We start from the raw sequence: 24,906 nt of genomic DNA, 5'->3' as shown, positions 1-24,906 counted from the left end.
GGGCGCCCGACGGACCACGGCCAGCAGACAGCAGGCGGCAGCCAGCAGCCAGCAGGCGGCAGACACCAGACAGCAGCCAGCGACGAGACGGAGTGACCCATGTGCTTGGCAGTGCCCGGCAAGGTCGTGTCCATCGACCACCGCGCGGACCCGCTCACCGGCCTGATCGACTTCGGCGGGGTGCGCAAGCAGGCGTGCCTGGAGTACCTGCCCGACCTGCGGGTGGGGGAGTACGTCATCGTCCACGTCGGCTTCGCCCTGCAACGCCTGGACGAGGCCTCGGCCCGGGCGTCCCTGGAGCTGTTCGAGCAACTGGGGCTGCTGGAGGAGGAGTTCGGCGACGCCTGGCGGCAGGCGGCCGAGCAGGCCGGGACGGCGGCCCCGCCCGCCCCCGTGGCCGCGGCGGGCGAGGAGAGCGCGAGGGAGGCCCGATGAAGTACATCGACGAGTTCAACGATCCCGGTCTGGCCCGGCGGCTGCTGGACGAGATCCGCGCCACGGTCACCCGGCCGTGGGCGCTGATGGAGGTCTGCGGCGGCCAGACCCACTCGATCATCCGGCACGGCATCGACCAACTGCTGCCCGAAGAGGTCGAGTTGATCCACGGCCCGGGCTGCCCGGTGTGCGTGACCCCGCTGGAGGTCATCGACAAGGCGCTGGAGATCGCCGCGCGCCCCGGGGTGATCTTCTGCTCCTTCGGGGACATGCTGCGGGTGCCCGGCACCGACCGGGACCTGTTCCGCGTCAAGGGCGAGGGCGGCGACGTACGGGTGGTGTACTCGCCGCTGGACGCGCTCCAGCTCGCCCGCCGCCACCCCGACCGGCAGGTGGTGTTCTTCGCCATCGGCTTCGAGACCACCGCGCCCGCCAACGCCATGGCCGTGCACCAGGCCCGCCGGCTGGGCCTGGACAACTTCACCCTGCTGGTCTCCCACGTACGGGTCCCCCCGGCCGTGGAGGCCATCATGGCGTCCCCGGCCTGCCGGGTGCAGGGCTTCCTGGCCGCCGGGCACGTGTGCAGCGTGATGGGCACCGCCGAGTACCCGGAGCTGGCCGAACGGCACCGCGTCCCGATCGTCGTCACCGGCTTCGAGCCGCTGGACATCCTGGAGGGCATCCGCCGTACCGTGCACCAGCTGGAGCGCGGCGAGCACCGGGTGGAGAACGCCTACCCGCGCGCGGTGCGCGAGAGCGGCAACCCGGCCGCCCTGCGCATGCTGGAAGAGGTCTTCGAGGTCACCGACCGGGCCTGGCGCGGCATCGGCCCCATCCCGGCCAGCGGCTGGCGGCTGGCGGACGCCTACCGGGCCTACGACGCCGAGCACCGCTTCGACGTCACCGGCATCCGCACCGAGGAGCCCGCCGTGTGCCGGGCCGGAGACGTCCTCCAGGGCCTGATCAAACCCACCGAGTGCGCCGCGTTCGGCACCGCCTGCACCCCGCGCACCCCGCTCGGCGCCACCATGGTCTCCAGCGAGGGCGCCTGCGCGGCCTACTACCTGTACCGCCGCATGACCGACGCCCCGCCGGCCGCCGCCGCGCCCGCCGCCCCGGCCCGGGGGTCCCGTATCCCGCGCGAGGAGATGAACCCCGTTGGCTGAACTGGCTCCCGCGGCGACCGAGACGCCCGTCGACCCCGCGAACTGGACCTGCCCCGCCCCGCTGCGCGACCAGCCGGTCGTGGTGATGGGCCATGGCGGCGGCGGCGCGCTGTCCGCCGAACTGATCCAGGACGTCTTCGCCCCCGCCTACGGCAATCCGGTCCTGGCCGCCATGACCGACTCCGCCGTCCTCCACCTGGGCGGCGCCCGGGTGGCGTTCTCCACCGACTCCTACGTGGTGCGGCCGCTGTTCTTCCCCGGCGGCAGCCTCGGCGACCTCGCGGTCAACGGCACCGTCAACGACCTGGCGATGAGCGGTGCCCGCCCCGCCTACCTCTCCACGGCCTTCGTCCTGGAGGAGGGCGTCGAGCTGAGCGTGGTCGACCGGATCGCGCGGGCCGTGGGCGCGGCGGCCGAGGCGGCCGGTGTCGTCGTGGCCACCGGCGACACCAAGGTGGTGGAGGCCGGACACGGCGACGGCGTGTACGTCACCACCGCGGGCGTCGGCCTCGTCCCCGAAGGGGTGGACATCCGCCCGCAGCGGGCCAGGCCCGGTGACGTGGTCGTGGTCAGCGGCCCGATCGGCCTGCACGGCGTGGCCGTCATGAGCGTCCGCGAGGGCCTGGAGTTCGGCGTCGAGATCGCCAGCGACACCGCCCCGCTCGCGGATCTGGTGGCGGCCATGCTGGCCGTCACCCCGGACATCCACGTCCTGCGCGACCCCACCCGCGGCGGACTCGCCGCCTCCCTCAACGAGATCGCCCGCGCCTCCGGCACCGGCGTCCGGCTGGCCGAACGCCTCGTCCCGGTCCCGGACGCGGTCGCCAACGCCTGCGGTTTCCTCGGCCTGGACCCGCTCTACGTCGCCAACGAGGGCCGGCTCGTCGCCTTCGTGCCGCCCGCCGAGGCCGACGCGGTGGTGGCGGCGATGCGCGCCCACCCGCAGGGCGCCGGCGCCACGGTCATCGGGGAGTGCGTCGCCGAGCACCCCGGCATGGTCGTGGTCTCCACCGGCCTCGGCGGCACCCGGGTCGTCGACCTGCCGCTCGGGGAGCAGCTCCCGCGCATCTGCTGAAGGACCGGGAAGACGACGGCCCCGGCGGTGCGGACGAGCACCATCGGGGCCGTCGCCTTGCCGACGTACAGTCAGGACTCGGGTGACTGAGCCGGATCGACGGCGACGATCTCCAGTTCCCGGCCGCGGCGCAGCTCCTGCGAGGGGCGGTCGCAGCGCGGGCACCAGAAGAACGGCGGCATGCCCACCGCGAACTCCGCCGCGCACGGATCGCAGTACGCGTGCGCGGTCACCTGTTCCACCACGAGCCGGGCCCCGGCCAGCGCGGTGCCCTCCCGGGCCACCTCGAAGGCGAAGTCCAGGGCGTCGGGCACCACTCCGGACAGCTCGCCGACCCGCACGGTCACCGCCCGGACGGCGCCCGCGCCCTCGGCGAGGGCGACCTCCTCGGCCCGCTCCACGATCGCGGTGGCGATCGACAACTCGTGCACCCTCACTCCTCGCCGCTCATCGCCGTACGGCGCCGGTCCACCGCGGAACGGCGCCCGTCCACCGGCGTACGGCGCCCGTCCCCCGCCGTACGGTGCTCATCTCCGCTCGGTGAGCCCGGCGAAGAACTCCTCCACGGCCGGCCACACCCGGCTGCCGCCGGACAGGCCCCGCCACTCGCGGCGCACGACGGCCACCATGCGGAAGCAGTCGTCGACGGGCACGATCCAGTGGTGGTCGAGCCCGCGGACGGTGTTCACCAGCAGCGCCTCCACGTCCGGCTCCATGGAGGCCAGTTCGGGACACTGCCCGGCCGCCCGCCGCCAGGCCGCCGCGTCCACCTCCCACCGCATCGCGCCCGCCGGACTCGGCCCCTGCGCGGTGACCGTGCCGTCGGCGCGCGGCACGAAGAAGACCAGGCCGACCGGGACCCCCAGGGCCTCGGTGTCGACCCGGCCGAGCCGCACCCGGCGCCGGGGCACCAGCCGGAAGTGCCCGCCGGCCGCACCGTCCCCCGCGAACAGCACCGAACAGGGCCCGCAGGCGCACCGCACCTCGGCCTGCGCGGTGTCGTACACATGGGCGTGCTCCCCGGCGACCGGAGCGGCGCACAGCTCGCACGTCTCCGTGCCCGCTGCCGCCGCCCGGCCGGCCGCCGAGCGGATGACACGGGCCAGGGCTCCGTCCATGGTCACCCGGCCCCCCGCGCCCCGGACGCGTCCGGGCTGCGCCGGGCCACCGAGCCCAGCGGCACGAACGCGGGAGCGGCCGGCCGCCGCTCGGCCTCGGCCGGCACCGGCTCCACCGTCAGCTCCGGGGCGGCGGCCAGCACCACCGCGCGGACGGCGTCCTCCAGGCCGGCCGTCCCCCCGCCGCCACCGCCGCACCCCGAACCGCAGCCGCCCGCCGGACCGCTGACCCGTACCCGGGCCACCCGGTCGGCCACACCGCCCCACTCCAGGTCGCCGCCGCTCTCCCGCACGGCCGGCCGCAGCCGTTCCACGGCCCGCTCGGCGCGCCGCTCGGGGGAGTCCGGGTGGATGCCGTGCAGGACCAGCAGGTGTTCCAGCAGCTCGTCCTCGCCCAGGCGCCGGGCCCGCTCGTCGTCCACGTGCTCCAGCATCCGGGCCAGCGCCTCGCCGTAGACCTCGGTGAGCAGCCCGACCGCCTCCAGCGCGGACCGCACGCTGGGGCCCGGCGCGTCCTCAAGGCCCGCCAGCAGCTCGTCGATGCGGGCGAGCCGGGCCTCGACATCGGGGCCGGCGAGCCGGCCGGCCGGGGCCTGCGGCCGCTCCGGGTCAGCCATGCTGGGCCCCGTAGGTGGGGGAGTGGGTGGTGGTGAGGGTCTTGCCGTTGCCCATGTACATGTGGACGCCGCACGGCAGGCAGGGGTCGAAGCTGCGCACGGTGCGCATGATGTCGACGCCCTTGAAGTCGTCGGGCCCGTTCTCCTCGAAGATCGGCTGGCCCTGCACGGCGTCCTCGTAGGGGCCGGGGGTGCCGTACGGGTCGCGCGGGCTGGCGTTCCAGGGGGTGGGCGGGTACGGGTGGTAGTTGGCGATCTTCTTGTCCTTGATGACGAGGTGGTGCGAGAGCACCCCGCGCACGGCCTCGTGGAAGCCGCAGCCGATCGCCTCGTCGGGCACCTCGAAGTTGGAGAAGATCTTCGTCTCGCCGGCCCGCACCAGCTGCTGGGCGCTCTCCAGGAACTGGAAGGCCATGGCGGCGGCGTAGGCGATGAAGTACGGCCGCGCGCGGTCGCGTTCGATCGTGTTGGACCACTTCGGGATGTTCCACTCCAGCGTGGTCTCGGGCAGCTTCGCGCTCTTGGGCAGCGTGATGCGCACACTGTGCCCGGTGGCCTTGATGTACGGGGTGTCGACCAGGCCGCTCAGCGCGGTGGTCCACAGCCGGGCCAGCGGACCGCCGCCGGTGTCCAGGGCGAGGTGGTCGCCGGTGCGCTTGTCGTACCAGCGCGGGCTCATCACCCAGCTGTAGTTGCCGTCGAAGTCGCGCTTCTGCGGGACCGGCACGGTGGTCTGGTTCCACGGGTGGCGCATGTCCACCGGGTTGCCCAGCGGGTCGTGGGTGACGAAGGGGTCCTCGTTCACCCAGTCCTCGTAGAACGAGGAGCCCAGCAGGACGCGCAGGCCCAGGTTGATGTCGACGAGGTTGTTGGTGACCAGTTCGCCGTCGACGACGATGCCGGGCGTGACGAACATGTCACGGCCCCAGTCGTTCATCGTCGCGTAGCGGTAGTCGCAGGTGTCGGGGTTCTGGAAGGCGCCCCAGCAGCCCAGCAGGATACGGCGGCGCCCGACCTCCTCGTAGCCCGGCAGGGCCTCGTAGAAGAAGTCGAAGATGTCGTCGTTCATGGCGACGGCCTGCTTGATGAAGTCCAGGACCCGCAGCAGGCGGGAGAGGTAGTCGGTGAACGTGGTCGGCTGGGGCATGGTGCCCACTCCGCCGGGATACAGCGTGGAGGGGTGCACATGGCGGCCCTCCATCAGGCAGAACATCTCGCGGGTGACCCGGGAGACCTTCAGCGCCTCCTTGTAGACCTCGCCCTCGAAGGGGTTGAAGGCGCGCATGATGTCGGCGATGGTGCGGTAGCCGTGGATGTCGCCGCGGGGGGCCTGGGTGCGCTCGGCGCGGGCCAGCACACCGGGGTTGGTGGCCTTGACCATGGCCTCGCAGAAGTCCACGAACACCAGGTTGTCCTGGAAGATCGTGTGGTCGAACATGTACTCGGCCGCCTCGCCGAGGTTGGTGATGTGCTCGGCCAGCGGCGGCGGCTTGACGCCGTACGCCATCTGCTGGGCGTAGTTGGAGCACGTGGTGTGGTTGTCGCCGCAGATGCCGCAGATGCGGGAGGTGATGAACCCGGCGTCGCGCGGGTCCTTGCCCCGCATGAAGACGGAGTAGCCCCGGAACAGGGACGAGGTGGAGCGGCAGTCCACGACCTCCCGGTTGGCGAAGTCGATCTTCGTGTAGATGCCGAGGTTCCCGATGATCCGGGTGATCGGGTCCCAGTTCATGTCCACGATCTGCGCGGGCTTGCGTCCCGTCGCGCGCGACTCGGTGGTGGTCATCTGCCTCACTGCCCCTCGTTGTCCGTGGTGCGCGGTTCTGTGTCGGTGGGCCGGTCGGGCAGCGGTTCCAGCTCGTCCGGGCGGAAGTAGTGGAAGCGGCCGTACCAGCTGTGCAGTTCGGCCGCGGGGTCGCCGTCGACGGTGACGGCGAGGTGCGTGCTGCCGTCCACGTCGTGGAACACGCCGGCGACGCGCGCGGTGCGCCCGGCCAGGAACATGTCCTGCGCGTCGGCGCCCCGGACGCGCGGGCGCAGCAGCACCCGGCTGCCCGCCCCCACGCGCACCCCGGCCACCAGGACCGTGTCGGTCGTGGGGGACAGGCCCTCGTCGCCGCCCTCCTGCCACCAGGCGGGCCGCCCCGCGTCCCGGGGCGCCGGGGGCCCGGCCGGGGTCAGCGAGCGGATGGCGCCGTGCAGCCGGGAGAAGACCTCCGGGGGCATGGTGTCGACCCGGTCGAGGATCTCGGCGGCCCGCGGGTCGGTGGCGCGCGCCTCGGCCTTCTCCGCGTCGGTCAAAAGCATCGTGCGCAGCGTCAGGATCTCGTCGATCTCGGCGGCGTCGTGCAGATCCCCCGGGCTCTCGGGCGCCACCTGCGGATGGTCGGACAGGATGATCGGGGCGGAGAGCAGCAGGTCCCCGGTGCCCTCGCGGCCGGGCGCCGGCGCGCCGCCGAGCACCGGGAAGGTGAACGCGTTGCGGCAGCCCCGCGCGTGCCCGGCCACGGCGGCGGGCGGGTCGGTCAGCGACACGAACTCCAGGCCGTCGCCGCCCAGCAGGGTGTGCGTGGCGATCAGGGCCCGGCGCAGCACCGCCTCGCGGCCGGTGCCCGGGTCCCCGGCCCGTCCCGTGTTCTCGGTGCGCACCCGCAGCCGGACGAGGTCCGGGCCGAGCCGTTCGGCCGAGAGCGCGGTGCTCGCCGAGACCTCCGCGCGCCGGCGCACCAGCCGCCCGGCGCCCGCGGGCAGCGGCACGGTCTCCTGGCCGGCCGGCGCCCCCAGCGGCGCGGTGTGCGCGCGGCGCAGCAGCTCGTCCAGGGCGACGGTGACCTCGTTCTCGCGCGGCACCGCCTCGTCGAAGCTCAGGTGCACGGTGCCGTCGTCCGTGCGCAGCGACTCGACCGGGCGGTACCGCCCGTCCGGGCCGGCCGCCTCCACCTGCTTGTGCTGCGCCTGCAGGCAGCGCACCCGCACCCGCAGCACCGCGCCGGGCCGCCGGACGCGCACCAGGCACTCGGTCTGCTGGTACCAGGAGTCGGCGGAGCCGGACAGCCCCGGCACCACCGGGCCGTCGCGCTCCACCCAGTCGCGCGGCAGCAGCACCCCGAACTGCCAGCGGACCCGGTTCTTGGGCGACGAGCGGCGGTAGGGGTACAGCAGATAGCCCTCGTACAGGACGGCGTCGGCCACCGCGCCCAGCGCTTCGAGACCCGGTTTGCCGCCGGGCGGGGCGGCACCGCCGTCGTCGCCGGTGCGGGCGGCACCGGCCTCGGCCACGGTCTCGGGCATCCGGCCTCCTCGGGTTCGCGTGTGCGCCATGTCTTCCACCGCCGGGCCGCCGCTCACGCGCGACCGCCCCCCAAGTCCCCCTGCGTTGGGCCGGGCGGCGCAATACCGCGGGCGCGGGGGCGGCGAGCGCGGCAGACTTCCCCGACGACTCTCCTCGCCCCGCGGACGGCCCATGCAGACCTTCCTGCCGTATCCCGGCTTCACCGACTCGGCGCTGGCGCTCGACCGCCGCCGCCTCGGCAAGCAGCGGGTCGAGGCGCTCCAGGTGCTGCGCGGCCTCACCGTGCCCGGCTACGGGTGGCGCCACCACCCGGCCGTGCGCATGTGGGCCGGCTACGAGGAGGCGCTGGTCCGCTACGGCCTGGACGTCTGCCGGGTCTGGCGGGACCAGGGCCACCAGGACAGCTGCGCGGCCACCCTCGTCGCCGACCTGGCCGTGCACCGCCCCGGCGCCCGGGTGCGCGAGCAGCCGGAGCTGGCCGCCGCCGGCGAGCTGCCGCCCTGGCTCGGCGACGAGGCCCTGCACCGCAGCCACCGCTCCGCGCTGGTGCGCAAGGACCCCGGCCACTACGCCGGACTGTTCCCCGGTGTCCCCGACGACCTGCCGTACGTGTGGCCCGCCTCGGACCGCCCGGGACCGGCCGCGGACCGGAGCTGAGGGCACCACCGCGCCCCCCGGCCGCCCCGCGCATGGAACCGCCTGGCCAGGGCACCTGGAACGGGTGACGTCGGAGCGGGGGCGCCCGGCGCCCGCGGACCCGCGGCCGACCGTGTGGGAGAGCGCGCATGGAAGTGCTGGCCCGGCTCGACTCCTACCAGCGACGGCACCGCTGGGCGGGCCTCCCGCTGGCCGTGATCTACAAGTTCTACGACGACCAGGCCGCCTACCTCGCCGCGCTGATCACGTACTACGGGTTCCTCTCGCTCTTCCCGCTGCTGCTCTTCCTGGTCGCCGTGCTCAGCGCCGTCCTCAGCAGCAGCCCGCACCTCCAGCACGCGGTGCTGAACTCGGCCCTGAGCGAGTTCCCGGTGATCGGGGACCAGATAGGCGGCAACATCCACTCCTTCCACGGCAGCACCGTCGCCGTCACGGTCGGTGTGGCCGGCAGCCTCTACGGGGCGCTGAACGTGGCCCAGGCCGTCCAGCACGCGCTGAACAAGATCTTCGCGGTGCCCCGGCACGCCCGCCCCGACCCGCTGCACTCCCGCCTCAAGGGCCTGAAGTTCCTCTCGCTGCTCGCCGCCGGCCTGTGCGTCACCACCGCCCTGTCCACCGCCGCCGAGTCGGTGTCCGGCCTGTTCGGCGCCCGGCTGGCCGTCGGCGTCCGCGTCGCCGCCGGGCTTCTGGCCGTCCTGCTGTACGCCGCGCTGCTGATCGGCAGCTACCGCCTGCTGACCCGGCGCAGGCTGCCGCTGCGCGTGATGTACGGCCCGGCGCTGGGCGCCGCGTGCGCCTGGCAACTGCTGCTGTGGGGCGGCACCTACTACGTCGGCCACGTGCTGCGGGGCACCACCGCCACCTACGGACTGTTCGGCATCGTGCTCGGCCTGCTGGCCTGGATCTACCTGGGCGCGCTGGTGTACGTGCTGACCGCGGAGATCAGCGCGGTGCGGTGCATGCGGCTGTGGCCGCGCAGCCTGCTCAGCCCGTTCACCGAGCGCGTCCACCTCAGCGCCGGCGACCAGCGCGCCTACCGCTCCTACGCGACGACCGAGGCGTTCAAGGGCTTCGAGAAGATCACCGTGCACTTCGACCCGCCCCCGCACGCCCACTCCGGCGACGACAAGCCGGACCCGGGCGACGACAAGCCGGGCCCCGGCGAGCGGTCGGCCCCTGGCGGCGACCGGCCGGGCCCAGGTGCCCCGGGCCCCGGCCGCCCCTCCTGAACACCCTCCGCCCACCGATTCGCACGATTGGCTGATTGCGGGCATTTCGGGCAGCGCAAAGACTGGCGGGGCCGGTTCCCGACGTGCGCCAGGACGCGTCCGGCGGCGTCGCGGGCGAGAGAGGCGAGGGTGTGGGCACCAACCGCTCTGCTGAGGCACTGGAACGCCTGAGACGCACGGCCCAGTACTTCTTCCCCGGAGAGCAGTCGCCCGACCGGCACGTCCTGTACCGGGACGGGGGCCGGGCGGCGGACGAGTTCTACCGGGAGCGCTGGCGGCACGACCGGGAGGTGCGCTCCACCCACGGCGTGAACTGCACGGGCTCCTGCTCCTGGCGGGTGTTCGTCAAGGACGGGATCATCACCTGGGAGACCCAGGCGACCGACTATCCCTCCACCGGACCCGACTCGCCCGAGTACGAGCCGCGGGGCTGCCCGCGCGGCGCCTCCTTCTCCTGGTACACCTACTCGCCCACCCGCATCCGGTACCCGTACGTGCGCGGCCCGCTGCTGGACCTGTGGCGGCAGGCCCGGGCCCGCACCGCCGACCCGGTGGCGGCCTGGGAGTGGCTGACCGCCGACCCGGAGCGCCGCGCCGCCTACAAAAGGGTGCGCGGCAAGGGCGGCTTCGTGCGCGGAACCTGGGAGGAGGTCACCGAACTGGTCGCGGCGGCCCAGGTGCACACGGTCGAGCGGTATGGCCCCGACCGCATCGTGGGCTTCTCACCGATCCCCGCCATGTCGATGGCCTCGTACGCGGCCGGCACCCGCTACCTGTCGATGATCGGCGGGACGATCTCCTCGTTCTACGACTGGTACGCCGACCTGCCGATGGCCTCGCCGCAGGTCTTCGGCGACCAGACGGACGTACCGGAGTCCGGCGACTGGTGGAACGCCGGCTACCTGATCGTGTGGGGCACCAACCTGCCGATCACCCGCACCCCGGACGCGCACTTCATGACGGAGGCGCGCTACCGGGGGCAGAAGGTCGTGGTGGTCTCCCCGGACTACGGCGACCACACCAAGTTCGCCGACGACTGGCTGGCGGCGGCCCCCGGCACCGACGGCGCGCTGGCCATGGCCATGGGGCACGTCATTCTCACCGAGTTCCACCGCGACCGGCGGGTGCCCCGCTTCACCGAGTACGCCAAGACCTACACCGACCTGCCGTTCCTGGTCCGGCTGCGGGAACGCGAGGGCGTGCCGGGCGCGTACGTGCCGGACAAGTTCCTCACCGCCGCCGACCTGCCGGGCCGCGACGAGGAGGAGGCGGCCGCGTTCAAGACCGTGCTGCTGGACGCGCGCACCGGAGAGCCGGTGGTCCCCAACGGCTCGCTGGGCTTCCGCTGGACCACGCCCGAGGACGGCCCCCGCTGGAACCTGCGCCTGGAGGGCACCGATCCGCTGCTCACCCTGTACGGGCGGCCGGACGCCGAAGCGGTCGCGGTGGACCTGCCGCGCTTCGACACCGGACCGGGCGAGTCCGGCGGCGTACTGCGGCGCGGGGTGCCCGCCACCCGGATCGGCGGCCACCTGGTCACCACCGTCTTCGACCTGGTCCTCGCCCAGTACGCGGTGGCCCGCGAGGGCCTGCCCGGCCAGTGGCCCACCGGGTACGACGACGCGAGCGTGCCCTGCACCCCCGCCTGGCAGGAGGCCATCACCTCGGTACCGGCCCGCGCGGCGGCCCGGGTGGCCCGCGAGTTCGCGCGCAACGCCGAGCGCACCGGCGGCCGCTCCATGATCGCCATGGGGGCGGGCACCAACCACTGGTTCCACTCCGACCAGATCTACCGCGCCTTCCTGGCCCTGCTGATGCTCACCGGCAGCCAGGGCGTCAACGGCGGCGGCTGGGCGCACTACGTCGGGCAGGAGAAGGTGCGCCCGCTCACCGGCTGGTTCCACCTCGCCTTCGGCCTGGACTGGCAGCGGCCCACCCGGCACATGGTGGGCACCCCGCTGTTCTGGCTCGCCACCGGCCAGTGGCGCTACGAGATGTTCCCCGCCGACACCCTCACCAGCCCGCTCGGCCCGGGACGGCTCGCCGGCCGCACCCTGCCCGACTGCAACGCGCTCGCCGCCCGCCTGGGCTGGATGCCCTCCCACCCCGCCTTCGACCGCAACCCGCTGGACCTGTGCGACGAGGCGCGGGCGGCCGGGAAGGAGGTCGCCGACCACATCGTGGACGAACTCAAGGCGGGCCGGCTGCGCTTCGCCGCCGAGGACCCCGACGACCCGGCCAACTTCCCCCGCGTCCTGCTCGTCTGGCGCGCGAACCTGTTCGCGTCGTCGATGAAGGGCCACGAGTACATGCTGCGCCACCTGCTCGGCACCGACGACGCGGTCACCGCCGCCGAGACCCCGCCCGCGCTGCGCCCCCGGGAGGTCACCTGGCGCGAGCAGGCCCCGGTCGGCAAGCTCGACCTGTCGGTGGCCGTCGACTTCCGGATGACCAGCACCTGCCTGTTCTCCGACGTGGTGCTGCCCGCCGCCACCTGGTACGAGAAGCACGACCTGTCCTCCACCGACATGCACCCCTTCGTGCACTCCTTCAGCCCGGCGATCGCCCCGCCCTGGCAGACCCGCAGCGACTTCGACATCTTCCACACCATGGCCGCCGAGTTCTCCCGCCTCGCCGCCGGCCACCTCGGGGTGCGCCGGGACGTGATCGCCGCCCCGCTCGCCCACGACACCCCCGACGAACTCGCCCAGCCGCACGGCGTCGTACGCGACTGGAAGGCCGGCGAGTGCGAGCCCGTGCCCGGCCGCACCCTGCCCAGGCTGACCGTGATCGAGCGCGACTACACCAAGGTCGCCGAGAAGATGGCCGCCGTCGGACCGCTCCTGGACACCCTGGGCACCTCCACCAAGGGCCTCACCTGGACACCCGACGCGGAGATCGCCGACCTGCGGGCCCGCAACGGCACCGTCCGGGGCGGGATCGCCGACGGACGGCCCTCCATCGCCCTCGACCACCAGTTCTGCGAGGCGGTCCTCGCCCTGTCCGGCACCACCAACGGACGGCTCGCGGTGGAGTCGCTGCGCGCCCTGGAGAAACGCACCGGCGTCGCGCTCGCCGATCTCGCCGAGGAACGCTCCGGCGACCGGATCACCTTCGAGGACACCCGCACCCAGCCGCGCGCGGTCATCACCTCGGCGGAATGGTCCGGCACCGAGTCCGGCGGCCGCCGCTACTCGCCCTTCACCGTCAACGTCGAACGCCTCAAGCCCTGGCACACCCTCACCGGCCGCCAGCACTTCTTCCTCGACCACGACTGGCTGGCCGAGTTCGGCGAGCAACTGCCCGTCTACCGGCCCCCCTTGAACATGCTCGCGCACGCCGGCGACCCGCGCCGCGCCCCGGCGGGACACCCCGAACTCGTGGTGCGCTACCTGACCCCGCACTCGAAGTGGTCCATCCACTCCGAGTTCCAGGAGAACCTGCACATGCTCACGCTCTTCCGCGGCGGCCCGGTGATCTGGATGAGCCCGCCGGATGCCGAGCGGATCGGGGCCGCCGACAACGACTGGATCGAGGCGTACAACCGCAACGGCGTGGTCGCCTGCCGGGCCGTGGTCAGCCACCGCATGCCCGAGGGCACCGTGTTCATGTACCACACCATGGACCGGCACCTGAACGTGCCGCGCACCGAGACCTCCGGACGGCACGGCGGCGGCGACAACTCCCTGACCCGGATGCTGATCAAGCCCACCCATCTGATCGGCGGCTACGCCCAGTTCACCTACGGCTTCAACTACATCGGTCCCACCGGCAACCAGCGGGACGAGATCACCGTCATCCGCCGCCGCGCACAGGAGGTCGACTTCCGATGAAGGTGATGGCCCAGGTGGCCATGGTGATGAACCTCGACAAGTGCATCGGCTGCCACACCTGCTCGGTGACCTGCAAGCAGACCTGGACCAACCGGCCGGGCACCGAGTACGTCTGGTTCAACAACGTCGAGACCAAACCCGGTTCGGGGTATCCGCGCCGCTACGAGGACCAGGACAAGTGGAAGGGCGGCTGGCGTCTCGACCGGCGCGGCCGGCTCCGGCTGCGGGCCGGGGGCCGGGTGCGCAAGCTGCTCACCCTCTTCCACAACCCCGACCTGCCCACGCTCGACGACTTCTACGAGCCCTGGACGTACGACTACCGCAGCCTGACCACCGCGCCGCTGTCCGACTCCTTCACCAGCGCCCGCCCCAAGTCCCAGCTGACCGGCCGGGACATGCGCCCGGCGCACGGCCCGAACTGGGACGACGACCTCGCCGGGGCCGCCGTCCACGCCGCCGCCGACCCCAACCTGGAGGGACTGGCCGAACGGGTCCGGCTGGAGTTCGAACACACCTTCATGTTCTACCTGCCGCGCATCTGCGAGCACTGCCTCAACCCGTCCTGCGTCGCCTCCTGCCCGTCCGGCGCGATGTACAAGCGCGCGGAGGACGGCATCGTCCTGGTCGACGAGGACCGCTGCCGCGGCTGGCGGTTCTGCGTCTCCGGCTGCCCCTACAAGAAGGTGTACTTCAACCACCGCACCGGCAAGGCCGAGAAGTGCACCTTCTGCTACCCGCGCGTCGAGGCCGGGCAGCCCACCGTGTGCGCCGAGACCTGCGTCGGCCGGCTTCGCCACCTCGGCGTCCTGCTCTACGACGCCGACGCCGTCCTGGACGCCGCCTCCGTCCAGGACGACAAGGAACTGTACGAGGCCCAGCTGTCGCTCTTCCTCGACCCGGACGAGGAGTGGGTGCGCGAGGCGGCCGAACGCGACGGCGTCGCCCGCGACTGGATCGAGGCCGCCCGGCGCTCACCCGTGTACGCCCTGGTCAAACGGCACCGGGTGGCGCTGCCCCTGCATCCGGAGTACCGCACCATGCCCATGGTCTGGTACGTGCCCCCGCTCTCCCCGGTCGCCGACGCCGTGCACGCCGGCGGGTACCACGACGACGACCCCGACCGGATCTTCGCCGCCATCGACGCGCTGCGCATCCCCGTGGAGTACCTCGCCCGGCTCTTCACCGCCGGGGACACCGCCGTCGTCGAGCGCGTCCTGCGCACCCTCACCACGATGCGCGCCCACATGCGGGCCAAGCAGCTCGGTGAGCCGCCCGACCAGGAACTGCTGGACCGGACCGGCACCACCGCGGCCGGCATCGAGGACCTGTACCGGCTGCTCGCCGTCGCCAAGTACGACGAGCGCTATGTGATCCCCAAGGCGCACGCCGAGGACTCCGGCGCGCTGCTGGCGCAGCACTGCTCCCTGGACTACCCCGGCGGCGTCGGGGACCTCGCGGACCGCGACGAGGACCAGCTCGGCGCGGTGCCGCCCGCGCTGCCCGGGCTGTCGGCGCCCGGCGGCGGCGGTCACTTCCGCGACAGCGACGGAAAGGTCCGCTTCAACCTGCTCGGCTGGAGCGGCGACGGCCCGGCCCCGGGCCTGTTCGGCACGGCGGGCGAGACCCCGTGACGGTGCGCCGCGCCGTCCGCCGCGCCCCCGACACGCCCCTCGTGCACCACCTCGCCGCCGTACTGCTGCGCTACCCCGACGCGGCGACGCTGGCCTGCCTCGACGACGTCAGCGCCGCGCTGCCGGCCGTCACCGACGCCGCCGACCGGGCCCGGCTCGCCGCCGTCACCGCTCACCTCCGCTCGCTCGCCCCGACCGAGGCCGCCCAGCGCTATGTCGCCGCCTTCGACCACACCCGCCGCCGCTCCCTGCACCTGACCTACTACCGGCACGGCGACACCCGGGCCCGCGGCATGGCCCTGCTCGCCCTCAAGCACACCTACCGGCAGGCCGGCCTGGAACCGCCCGAGGCGGAACTGCCGGACTTCCTGCCGCTGGTCCTGGAGTTCGCCGCGCTCGCCCCGGAAGCGGGCCACCGCGTCCTGGTGCGGTGCCGGGCCGGACTCGAACTGCTGCGGCGGGCACTGGCCGAGCGGCCCGACCCCTACCTGCCCGTACTGGAGGCGGTGTGCGGACGGCTGCCCCGGCCGGGCCGCCGCGAACGCGACACCTGGCGGCGGCTGGCCGCCGACGGCCCACCGGAGGAAGGGGTGGGCCTGGAGCCCTTCGCCCCGCCCGCGCACCCGGCCACCGCCACCGCCTCGACCTCGACCTCGACCGGAAGGGACGCATGAACTCCTGGGACCTGTGGTGGTGGGTCATCCTGCCCTACCTCGCCCTCGTGACCTTCGTCGTGGGCCACGTCTGGCGCTGGCGCTACGACCAGTTCGGCTGGACCAGCCGCTCCACCCAGCTCCAGGAGAGCCGGCTGCTCAGATGGGGCGGACCGCTGTTCCACTACGGCACGTTCGCGGCCGTCGCGGGCCATGTGCTGGGCATCCTGGTACCCGAGTCGTTCACCCGCCTGCTCGGCGTCCCCGAGGACGTCTACCGCTGGTTCTCCTCCATCGGCGGCACCGTCGCGGCGCTCGCCGTGCTCGCCGGGGTCGCCGTCCTCGCCGTCCGCCGCACCGCCGTGCCCCGGGTGCGCGCCACCACCAGCCCCGTCGACTGGCTGGCCCTGGTCCTGCTGGCGGTCGTCATCGTGCTCGGTGTCATCCCGACCCTGGGCATCAACCTGTTCGGCGCGGGCTACGACTACCGGCAGTCCGTCGCCCTGTGGTTCCGCGGCCTGTTCGCCGGGAACCCCGACGTGGCGGCGATCGCGCACGCCCCGCTGATCTACCGGGTGCACGCCACCGCCGCCTGGGCGATCCTCGCGGTGTGGCCGTTCACCCGGCTGGTGCACGCCTGGAGCATCCCCCTGTGGTACCTGTGGCGGCCGTACGTCCTCTACCGCCGCCGCGTGCCCACCCACCCCGCCGAGCCGGGCACCGGAGGCCGCCGCTGGCGCCGTATCGGCGTCCGCTACTGACGCGTTCCCCGGGCGACTGGCGGCCGCCCGCCCCGGGTACACGGGAGCGGCGCGCGGGCCGCCGGGCCCGCCCGGAGGAACCGTGAGGAGCCCGGCATGCACAGCACGGCGGACCCGTCCCGGGACGGACGCGACGACGGCCGGGCCGCCCGGCTGCGCGCGGCGGCCGCCGACGTCTACGGCTGGGACACGCTGCGCCCCGAGCAGCTGACGGCCATGGAAGGCGTGCTGGACGGCGCCGACGTCCTCGCGGTCATGCCGACCGGTTCCGGCAAGTCCGCCGTCTTCCAGGTGCCGGCGCTGCTGCTGTCCGGGCCGGTCGTGGTCGTCTCGCCGCTGCTGGCCCTGCAACGGGACCAGATCGAGAGCCTGCCCGGAGGCGAGCGCGGGCCGGGCGCCGTCGCGCTCAACTCCGACCTGACGGCGGCCGGGGAGAAAGCGGCCTGGGAGGCGGTGGACGCGGGCGCCGTGCGGCTCGTCTATCTCGCGCCGGAGCAACTGGCCAAGGACGAGACCGTACGGCGGCTGGCCGCGGCCCGGCCCGCCCTGTTCGTGGTCGACGAGGCGCAGTGCGTCTCCTCCTGGGGCCACGACTTCCGCCCCGACTACCTGCGCCTGGCACAGGCGGTACGGCGGGTGGGGCGCCCGCCGCTGCTGGCGCTGACCGCCACCGCGGCCCCGCCGGTGCGCCGGGACATCACCGAACGGCTCGGCATGGACCGGCCCCGGGTGCTGGTGACCGGCTTCGACCGGCCCGAGATCACCCTGGAGGTCCGCCGCTTCCCCGACGAGGACGAGCGGCGCCGCGCCCTGGTGGAGCGGGCCGCCGCCGAACCGAAACCGGGCCTCGTCTACGCGGCGACCCGCAAGGACACCGAGCACTACGCCGGGGAACTGGCCCGGCTCGGCCTCGCCGCCGAGTTCTACCACGCCGGGCTGCGCGCCTGCGAACGCGCCCGCATCCACGAGGCGTTCCGCGACGGCCGGGCCGACGTCGTCGTGGCCACCTCCGCCTTCGGCATGGGCATCGACAAGGAGGACGTGCGGTTCGTGCTGCACGCCGCGCTGCCCGGCTCGCTCGACGCCTACTACCAGGAGATCGGCCGCTGCGGCCGGGACGGACGGCCCGCCCTCGCCGTGCTGCACTACCGCCCCGAGGACACCGGCATGCAGGCCTGGTTCGCCGCCCGCACGGCCGGCCGGGACACGCTGGGCGAGGTCGCCGACGCCGTGCACGACCACCGGGACGACCCGGCGGACCTGGCGGAACTGCGCGAGGACACCGGCCTGTCCCGGCCCCGGGTGACCGCGGCCGTCAACCTCCTGGAGGAGGCCGGCGCCGTCACCACCGGCGCGGCGGGCGAGGTGCGCCCCGACCCCGGCACCCCGCCCCAGGAGGCGGCCGACGCGGCGGCGCGCACGGCCGGGGAACACCGCCTGGCCGACCGCTCCCGGGTCGAGATGGCCCGGACGTACGCCGAGACCACCGGCTGCCGGCGGCACTTCCTGCTCGGCTACTTCGGGGAGGCCTACGAGCCGCCGTGCGGGAACTGCGACCGGTGCGCGGCGGCCGGACCGGGCGAGGACCCCGGCGCCGCCGGACGCGGGACCGCCCACCCCGCCGCCACCCGCTACCCGGCCGGCACCCAGGTGCGGCACGGGCGGTGGGGCGAGGGCACGGTGCTGAGCGAGGACGGGGACCGCATCACCGTCCTGTTCGACCGGACCGGCTACCGCACCCTCTCCCTGGACGTACTGGCCGGCCGGGACGACGACCTGCTCACCGTGGTGCGCCGCCCCGGCCGGGAAGGGCCGTCCGACTAGGCCGTCAGCAGGCCCCCTCGTCCTGCCACGGCCCCCACTGCGAGGCCCCGGGGATCTCGTTCTGGGTCCACCACTTGGCCTTCCAGTTGTGCTGGTTGTAGGAGACCTCGCTGCCGCCCGTGTACGCCGTGCCCGCGTTCCAGGCCGTCTTGCAGCCGGTGCTCGGCGGCGGGGTCGGGGAGGTGGGCGGCGGACTGGTCGGCGGTGTGGTGGGCGGGGTGACGCCGGCGAACTTCACCGAGTACTTGGCGAAGTCCCAGGAGTTCTGCGCGACGCTGGAGCAGGTGCCGGAGGTGCGGCCGCCGTTGTCGGGCGGGGAGCACTGGCGGTCGCGGTTGAGGGACCAGAACGTGAAGCGGTCCATGTGGTGGCTGGTGGCGTAGTCCAGCACGGTCTGGAAGTCGGCCTGCGAGAAGATCTCGCCGCTGTCGCTGCGGCCGTTCATGCCGGAGAAGCCCTCGTGGGCGTAGGCGGTGGCCTCGTCCCAGCCGAAGGTGGACTGGAGGATCTTGTTGAAGTTGGTCAGCGCGCTGGTCTGGGACGCCGCGCCGTTGAAGCCGCCGTCGAACGGCATGATGGAGAAGTTGTTCGGCGTGAACCCCTGCGACTTCGCTTCAAGCAGCATCTGCTTGCCGAACCAGCCGGTGCCGTCCGCGGTGCCCGCCGTGGTGACGGAGACGTACAGGCCCGGGTTGTTCTGCTGGAGGATCTTCGCGGCGCCGATCTCGTTCTTGATGGCCGCCGTGTTCTCGTACTCCGGCTCCTCCAGGTCGAAGTCGATGGCGTGCAGCCCGTACTTGGTGATGACCTGCTGGTACGCCGCCGCCGTGGACGCCGCGTCCGCACACGCCTGGCCGAGCTTGGTGCCGCCGTAGCCGCCGATGGAGACGGAGACGTCACCGCCCTTGCCGCGGATGGTGTCGATCACCGACTTCACCGCGGTGTCCGAGGAGACCGCGGCGGTGCCGCCCCAGGTGGGGGAGCAGCCACCACCGTTGGGCGCCAGGACGAAGGCGAGCTGGAACGCCTTGAGGCCGGTGGCGTCCATGATGGCGCCCGCGTCCGGCGGGTCGTTGTCCAGCGGCATCAGGTACGGGGCCGCGGCGTACCAGCGGTTGCTCAGCGCGCTCGACGCGGCCGGGGAACTCGGCGCGCCCGCGGCGTTGCCGGCGAGCAGCGCGGTGGTGCCGAGGGCGGCGAGACCGACGGCGGCGGTGGCGCCCAGACATGCGCGAAGGCGTCTCATTGCGTGCCTCCAGGGGAGGGGGTGGGGAAGTGGGCCCACTCTCCTGAGCCTGTTGCGGGCACGTCAATAGATTGGTCTGGACCAGATGAGTCTTTGGACTAGACCATGCGATCTCTTTACTGGCCGGGGGCAGGTGAGGCGATCGGGGGGCACTCGCGAAAACGCCCGTGCGCCCGGCGTGGAAGCCGGGCGCACGGGCGAGGGGTGTGACGGGTGCGGTGGGGTACCGCCGTCACCAGCGGTACCAGCGACCGCGGCGGCCGCCACCGCCGGCCGGCCGCACGATGAAGCCGAGCAGCCACACCACCAGCACGATCACCGCGATCCACCACAGGGCCTTCAGGGCGAAGCCGGCGCCGAAGAGAATCAGGGCGAGCAGTAGAACAAGCAGCAAAGGAACCATAGTTATCAACCTCCTGACCGGCTTCTGCCCTGCATTCCCAGGAAAACTCCCGGCGAATTCCGATGTTTCCAAGATGCTGGGGAGGGAACTCTGGAGGACTGTGACGGTACGTCGTATCGGCCTGGTCGTGCACGGCGGGCGCCCGGAGGCCAGGGCCGCCGAGCAGACCGTGCACGACTGGTGCGCGGAGCACTCCGTGCTCTGCCACGACATCGACGTGTGGCACGACGGCGGGCGGCGCGACGCCGGTTCCGAGGTCGAGGCCGCGGGCGACCCCGATCTCATCGTCACCCTGGGCGGCGACGGCACCTTCCTGCGCGGTGCCCGCTTCGCCGCCGAGCACGACGCCCTGGTCCTCGGTGTCGACCTCGGCCGGGTCGGCTTCCTCACCGAGGTGCCCGCCCCGTTCGTCCGCTCCGCCCTGGACGCCGTCGTCGAGGACCGGCTCACCGTCGAGCACCGCATGCTGCTCACGCTGCGCGCCTCGCGCCGCCTGGAGGTGCCCGCCGACATCGCGGAACTGATGCGCTACGGCCGCCGCCCGCCGCTGCCCCCGCCCCGGGTGCGCACCGACTGCGAGGCCGGCGACGACTGGGGCGTCGCCCTGAACGTCACCGCGCTCAACGACATCGTCGTGGAGAAACTGGCCCGGGACCGGCAGGTGTCCGTGGGCGTCTACCTCGCGGGGCGGCTGCTGGCCTCGTACTCCGCGGACGCCCTGCTGGTCGCCACCCCGACCGGCTCGACGGCCTACAGCTTCGCCGCCGGCGGCCCGGTGGTCTCGCCGCGCGCCGAGGCCCTCGTCTTCACCCCCGTGGCACCGCACATGGCCTTCAACCGCTCGGTGGTGGCCGCGCCGGACGAGCCCGTCGCCCTGCGCGTGCTGGAACGGTCCGGCCAGGCCGCCGTGACCGTCGACGGCCAGATGCGCGGCGTGCTCGACCCCGGCGACTGGATCGGCGTGTACGCCGCACCGCGCAGGCTGCGGGCCGTACGGCTGGGCCCGATGGACTTCTACGGCCGCCTGCGCGAGCGCATGAACCTCACCGACGCCCCGGCCGCCGTGGCCGACGGGACCCCGGCGCCGCTGTGGCCGGTGACCACCCCGCCGCCCGGCGACCTCACCCACCTGGCGCTGCCGCCCGGCCCCGACGGCAGGCCGCGACCGGCGTAAGGGGTCACCGCGGCCGGAGCGGGCGCGCGGCGGCCGCGGGCCGGCCGGTGCGGTCGCGGCGGAACCAGGGGCGGTACCAGCGGCGGAACCGTACGAATTGCCGGGGCCGCCGGGGCCGGAGACGCTGGTAGCGGTCACCTCGCGCACGGCCCGGCGGCCCGCCGGCCGACCGGGGCGCGGCAGGGCACCCGGCCGTGACCGACCCGCTCGACAGCGACTCCCGGAGGCTCGCGTGGCCGTACGGCACCGACTGATCAAGACCAGTCCCGGGACGGTGTGGGACCTGCTCGCGGACGGCACCCGGTACGCCGAATGGGTGGTGGGCACGGCGGCGTCCAAGCCGGTGCGCGGCCGCTGGCCCGAGCTGGGCTCGGCCATCGAGTACGAGGTCCGGCTGGGGCCGCTGCGGCTCACCAATCAGACGATCGTCCGCAACCGCGAAGAGGGGACCCTGCTCGAACTGGAGGCGCAGGCCGGCTTCCTCGGCACCGCGCGGATCGCCGTCGAACTGCGCCCCTGGGGCGAGCACTGCCTGGTGGTCGTGGACGAGCACCCGCTCCAAGGCGCGGGCGGGATGGTGCACAACGTGGGCGTGGAGGCACTGCTCCAGATCCGGCACCGCGCGATGCTCGCCCGGCTCGCCAAGGTCTGCGAGTCCGACGCCGACCACGCCCGCGAACAGCGGGCGCCGCGTCCCGCCGCACGGCCCGGCGCCGCCCCGCAGCGAGGAGGCGGCCGTGCCTGACGCCGTGGTGATCGGGGCCGGACCCAACGGGCTGGTGGCCGCGAACCTGCTGGCCGACGCGGGCTGGACCGTACTGGTCCTGGAGGAACAGCCCGAACCCGGCGGAGCGGTACGCCACGACCGGGGCGTCGACCCCGCCTTCGTCAACGACCTCTTCAGCTCCTTCTACCCGCTCGCGGTGGCCTCCCCGGTGCTGGCCCGGCTGCGCCTCCAGGACCACGGACTGCGCTGGAGCCACGCCCCGCACGTCCTGGCCCACCCGCTGACCGACGGCCGGTGCGCGGTCCTGGACCGCTCCGTGGACATCACCGCCGCCTCCCTGGACTCCTTCGCCGCCGGGGACGGCACCGCCTGGCGCCGGCTGCACGAGATGTGGCTGCGGCTCGGGCCCGACCTGATGGACGCCCTGTTCGCCCCGTTCCCGCCGGTGCGGGCCGGTGCCCGGCTGGCCGCCCGGCTGCGCGGCGCGGGCGGCCTGCGCCTGGCCCGCACCATGCTGCTGCCGGTACGCCGGATGGGCGAGGAGGAGTTCGCGGGCGAGGGCGGCCGGCTGCTGCTGGCCGGCAACGCGCTGCACGCCGACCTCGCGCCGGAGTCCGCGGGCAGCGGCGGATTCGGCTGGCTGATGTCCATGCTCGGGCAGACCGACGGCTTCCCCGTGCCGGTCGGCGGCTCCGGCGCCCTGACCGCGGCCCTCACCCAGCGGCTGCGGGCGCACGGCGGCGTCCTGCGCTGCGGCGAGCGCGTCGAGCAGGTCGTGGTGCGCGGCGGACGCGCCGTGGGCGTACGCACCGCGGGCGGCGAGACGGTCGCCGCCCGGCGCGCGGTGCTCGCCGACGTGTCCGTGCCCGCCCTGTACGGCGGGCTCGTCGCCCCCGAGCACCTGCCCGCCCAGCTCCTCGCCGACCTGCGGCGCTTCCAGTGGGACTTCGCCACTTTCAAGGTGGACTGGGCGCTGGACGGGCCCGTGCCGTGGCGGACCGAGCAGAGCGTGGGCGCGGGCACCGTGCATCTCGCCGACGGAATGGACGAACTCACCCGGTTCGCCGCCCAGATCGCCATGCGGCAGGTCCCCGACCGGCCGTTCGCGCTGTTCGGCCAGATGACGACCGCCGACCCCACCCGCTCCCCGCGCGGCACCGAGTCCGCCTGGGCCTACACCCATGTGCCCCGCGAGATCACGGGCGACGCGGCCGACGAGGGACTGACCGGCGCCTGGGACGCCCGGGAGCAGGAGATCATGGCCGACCGGATGGAACGGCAGGTCGAACGGTTCGCGCCCGGCTTCCGCCGGCTCGTGCGGGCCCGCCGGGTCCTCGCCCCGCCCACCCTCCAGTCGCTCGACGCCAACCTCGACACGGGCTCCATCAACGGCGGCACCACCGCGATCCACCAGCAGCTCGTGTTCCGCCCGGTGCCCGGGACCGGGCGCCCGGAGACCCCCGTGCCCGGCCTCTTCCTCGCCTCCGCCGGAGCCCATCCCGGCGGCGGCGTCCACGGCGCGCCGGGAGCCAACGCCGCCCGTGCCGTGCTGCGCCGCCGGCTGCCCCCGGGCCTGGCCCTGGCCCAGCGGGCGCTGGCCCGCCGCGACCGGGCGGGACGGCCGTACGGGAGAAACCCGGCCCGCTGACCGGGCGGCCCGCCGCACCGGTCCCCGGCCGGCTGCCGCAGCGGTACCCGGCCGGCCGCCTCAGCGGCGGTTCTCGCCGGACAGGCGGTAGGCGGCGAGCGCCGCGATGTCGTCGTCGAGGTGCCCGCCGCTGTAGGCGAGCAGATCCCCGTGCAGACGGTCCAGGAGATCGCGCGGGGCGAGGCCGGCCCATGGGCCGACCCGCTCGGCCAGCGGATAGAAGACTCCCTCCGCGTCCCGGGTCTCGGTGACCCCGTCGGTGTACAGGAGGAGCTGGTCGCCGGGGCGGAACGGCACGCTGTCCACGTGGTAGCCGTCCCCGATCAGCACGCCCAGGTTGATGGGCGGCGAGGGGTCGCTGGCGTGCAGTTCGGCGACGCCGTCCTCGCGGATGAGCAGCGGCGGCGGGTGGCCGCAGTTGACGATGCGGATCACCGGCTCGTGGTCGGGGACCTCCGCGAACACCGCGGTGACGAACCGTTCCGCCGTCTCGCCGCCGGGCAGCAGCGCGGCGTGCCGGCTCATGCTCCGCTCCATCCGCCGGGCCACCCCCGTCAGGTCGGCCTCGTCGTGGGCGGCCTCCCGGAAGGCCCCCAGTATGGTGGCGGCCGTCTCGACGGCGACCAGGCCCTTGCCGCGCACGTCCCCGATGAGCAGGCGCACCCCGAACGCGGTCGGCACCGCCTCGTACAGGTCGCCGCCGATCCGCGCCTCCGCGGCCGCGGACAGGTACAGGGTCTCCACCGAGACCTGGCCCAGCCGGCGGGGCACCGGCCGCAGCAGCACGCGCTGGGCGGTCTCCGCCACGGAGCGCACGGTGGCCAGGGTGCGTTCCCGGCGGATCCGGTGCACCGCCAGGATCGCGCCGAGAATGCCGACGAGGACCGTGCACAGGTAGTTGGCCACATAGTGGCGGTCCCACAGATAACCCACCGAACGGCCCGCGCAGCACGGGGTGCCGGCCAGCACTCCCTCGAACACGATGGCGAACACGGTGACGGCGGCCACCGCGACGGGGCCGTAGGCGTACGCCGCGACCAGCGGCAGCGCGATGAGCAGGAAGCTGACCGGCCAGTCCACCGGGGTGAGCGGTTCGATGGCGAGGACGGCCCCGACGTAGCCGACCGGCAGCCAGCGCAGCCACAGGGGCGGGGCGGGCACCCGCGGCCGCGCGGCCCGCACCCGCGCGGCGCGGGCCTCGCGCGGTCCGCATCGCCCCGGCGCCCTCACCGGGGGCTCCGGACGGGCCCGGGCGCCGGCGCGAGGGACGCGGGAGCACCGGACGGGCGCACCGGCGTGCGCCCCGCCTCCGGACGGCGGCCCTCACGGAAACACTCACGCGGCCTGTTCACAGGAACTCCCGGCGGACTTGATCAGAACACCAGCGTGCTGCGGCACCCCGCCCCGAGCGCACCAT

At 74.0% G+C, this 24,906-nt stretch carries 21 protein-coding genes; 13 read left to right on the top strand and 8 right to left on the bottom strand.

The features are described 5' to 3' along the window. Positions 1–99 precede the first annotated feature (99 nt). Genes ABZ858_RS17540 through hypE form a run of 3 tightly spaced genes read left to right on the top strand, consistent with a single transcriptional unit; the run spans position 100 to position 2,676 of the window. A complete protein-coding gene (locus ABZ858_RS17540) occupies positions 100–435 on the top strand; it encodes a HypC/HybG/HupF family hydrogenase formation chaperone (protein WP_361378465.1) in 336 nt (111 codons plus the stop codon). Continuing rightward, a complete protein-coding gene (gene hypD / locus ABZ858_RS17535; RefSeq protein ID WP_361378462.1) occupies positions 432–1,601 on the top strand; it encodes a hydrogenase formation protein HypD in 1,170 nt (389 codons plus the stop codon). The genes ABZ858_RS17540 and hypD overlap by 4 nt, the downstream gene beginning before the upstream one ends. Then, positions 1,594–2,676 carry a hydrogenase expression/formation protein HypE gene (gene hypE, locus ABZ858_RS17530; protein ID WP_361378459.1) on the top strand — a complete coding sequence of 361 codons (1,083 nt, stop codon included), beginning with the start codon at positions 1,594–1,596 and terminating at the stop codon, positions 2,674–2,676. The genes hypD and hypE overlap by 8 nt, the downstream gene beginning before the upstream one ends. Before the next feature lie 71 nt (positions 2,677–2,747). Here the strand turns inward: hypE and hypA are convergent, their stop codons facing one another. From hypA to ABZ858_RS17505, 5 genes are all read right to left on the bottom strand, one after another. Then, positions 2,748–3,107: a hydrogenase maturation nickel metallochaperone HypA gene (gene hypA, locus ABZ858_RS17525; protein ID WP_361378456.1), complete on the bottom strand. Its 360-nt coding sequence runs from the start codon at positions 3,105–3,107 to the stop codon at positions 2,748–2,750. A 96-nt stretch (positions 3,108–3,203) separates the two neighbouring features. Beyond that, positions 3,204–3,800 (bottom strand): DUF5947 family protein, encoded by a 597-nt coding sequence (locus ABZ858_RS17520; RefSeq protein WP_361378453.1) that lies wholly within the window; start codon positions 3,798–3,800, stop codon positions 3,204–3,206. After that, a complete protein-coding gene (locus ABZ858_RS17515; RefSeq protein WP_361378450.1) occupies positions 3,797–4,411 on the bottom strand; it encodes a NifU family protein in 615 nt (204 codons plus the stop codon). The genes ABZ858_RS17520 and ABZ858_RS17515 overlap by 4 nt, the downstream gene beginning before the upstream one ends. Further along, entirely contained in the window at positions 4,404–6,197 is a 1,794-nt protein-coding gene (locus ABZ858_RS17510; RefSeq protein WP_361378447.1) for a nickel-dependent hydrogenase large subunit, read from the bottom strand. Before ABZ858_RS17510 ends, ABZ858_RS17515 begins: the two co-directional genes overlap by 8 nt. Before the next feature lie 5 nt (positions 6,198–6,202). Further along, positions 6,203–7,702: a hypothetical protein gene (locus ABZ858_RS17505; protein ID WP_361378444.1), complete on the bottom strand. Its 1,500-nt coding sequence runs from the start codon at positions 7,700–7,702 to the stop codon at positions 6,203–6,205. A gap of 172 nt (positions 7,703–7,874) precedes the next feature. Here ABZ858_RS17505 and ABZ858_RS17500 point away from each other — a divergent pair, with 172 nt between their 5' ends. From ABZ858_RS17500 to ABZ858_RS17470, 7 genes are all read left to right on the top strand, one after another. Continuing rightward, entirely contained in the window at positions 7,875–8,360 is a 486-nt protein-coding gene (locus tag ABZ858_RS17500) for an MSMEG_6728 family protein (protein WP_361378441.1), read from the top strand. 128 nt (positions 8,361–8,488) lie between these two features. After that, positions 8,489–9,589 carry a YihY/virulence factor BrkB family protein gene (locus tag ABZ858_RS17495; RefSeq protein ID WP_361378438.1) on the top strand — a complete coding sequence of 367 codons (1,101 nt, stop codon included), beginning with the start codon at positions 8,489–8,491 and terminating at the stop codon, positions 9,587–9,589. 131 nt (positions 9,590–9,720) lie between these two features. After that, the gene (locus ABZ858_RS17490) at positions 9,721–13,422 is read left to right on the top strand and encodes a nitrate reductase subunit alpha (RefSeq protein WP_361378846.1); all 3,702 of its coding nucleotides are present in this window, start codon (positions 9,721–9,723) and stop codon (positions 13,420–13,422) included. After that, positions 13,419–15,053 carry a nitrate reductase subunit beta gene (gene narH, locus ABZ858_RS17485; RefSeq protein ID WP_361378435.1) on the top strand — a complete coding sequence of 545 codons (1,635 nt, stop codon included), beginning with the start codon at positions 13,419–13,421 and terminating at the stop codon, positions 15,051–15,053. The genes ABZ858_RS17490 and narH overlap by 4 nt, the downstream gene beginning before the upstream one ends. Beyond that, on the top strand, positions 15,050–15,727 hold the full coding sequence (gene narJ / locus ABZ858_RS17480; RefSeq protein WP_361378432.1) for a nitrate reductase molybdenum cofactor assembly chaperone: 678 nt from the start codon (positions 15,050–15,052) through the stop codon (positions 15,725–15,727). The genes narH and narJ overlap by 4 nt, the downstream gene beginning before the upstream one ends. Beyond that, positions 15,724–16,467 (top strand): respiratory nitrate reductase subunit gamma, encoded by a 744-nt coding sequence (narI, locus tag ABZ858_RS17475; protein ID WP_361378429.1) that lies wholly within the window; start codon positions 15,724–15,726, stop codon positions 16,465–16,467. Before narJ ends, narI begins: the two co-directional genes overlap by 4 nt. A gap of 96 nt (positions 16,468–16,563) precedes the next feature. Next, positions 16,564–18,291 carry a RecQ family ATP-dependent DNA helicase gene (locus ABZ858_RS17470; protein ID WP_361378426.1) on the top strand — a complete coding sequence of 576 codons (1,728 nt, stop codon included), beginning with the start codon at positions 16,564–16,566 and terminating at the stop codon, positions 18,289–18,291. Between the two features lie 4 nt (positions 18,292–18,295). On the opposite strand, the gene ABZ858_RS17465 is transcribed toward ABZ858_RS17470, so the two are convergent. Together ABZ858_RS17465 and ABZ858_RS17460 are read right to left on the bottom strand one after the other, a co-directional pair. Further along, entirely contained in the window at positions 18,296–19,537 is a 1,242-nt protein-coding gene (locus ABZ858_RS17465) for a carbohydrate-binding protein (protein ID WP_361378423.1), read from the bottom strand. Between the two features lie 232 nt (positions 19,538–19,769). Continuing rightward, positions 19,770–19,940: a hydrophobic protein gene (locus ABZ858_RS17460; RefSeq protein ID WP_361378420.1), complete on the bottom strand. Its 171-nt coding sequence runs from the start codon at positions 19,938–19,940 to the stop codon at positions 19,770–19,772. Between the two features lie 100 nt (positions 19,941–20,040). Between ABZ858_RS17460 and ABZ858_RS17455 the strand changes: the two genes are divergently transcribed. The 3 genes from ABZ858_RS17455 to ABZ858_RS17445 all read left to right on the top strand — a co-directional run bounded on the left by ABZ858_RS17455 (position 20,041) and on the right by ABZ858_RS17445 (position 23,489). Next, on the top strand, positions 20,041–21,114 hold the full coding sequence (locus tag ABZ858_RS17455; protein ID WP_361378417.1) for an NAD(+)/NADH kinase: 1,074 nt from the start codon (positions 20,041–20,043) through the stop codon (positions 21,112–21,114). Between the two features lie 232 nt (positions 21,115–21,346). After that, on the top strand, positions 21,347–21,859 hold the full coding sequence (locus ABZ858_RS17450) for an SRPBCC family protein (RefSeq protein ID WP_361378414.1): 513 nt from the start codon (positions 21,347–21,349) through the stop codon (positions 21,857–21,859). Then, entirely contained in the window at positions 21,852–23,489 is a 1,638-nt protein-coding gene (locus ABZ858_RS17445; protein WP_361378411.1) for an NAD(P)/FAD-dependent oxidoreductase, read from the top strand. The genes ABZ858_RS17450 and ABZ858_RS17445 overlap by 8 nt, the downstream gene beginning before the upstream one ends. Positions 23,490–23,549: 60 nt before the next feature. On the opposite strand, the gene ABZ858_RS17440 is transcribed toward ABZ858_RS17445, so the two are convergent. Continuing rightward, positions 23,550–24,719 carry a PP2C family protein-serine/threonine phosphatase gene (locus ABZ858_RS17440; protein ID WP_361378408.1) on the bottom strand — a complete coding sequence of 390 codons (1,170 nt, stop codon included), beginning with the start codon at positions 24,717–24,719 and terminating at the stop codon, positions 23,550–23,552. Between the last annotated feature and the right edge of the window lie 187 nt (positions 24,720–24,906).

Source organism: Streptomyces sp. NPDC047017, assembly GCF_040644175.1.
Taxonomy (GTDB): Bacteria; Actinomycetota; Actinomycetes; order Streptomycetales; family Streptomycetaceae; genus Streptomyces.
This window is presented reverse-complemented; position numbering and strand designations above follow the sequence as displayed.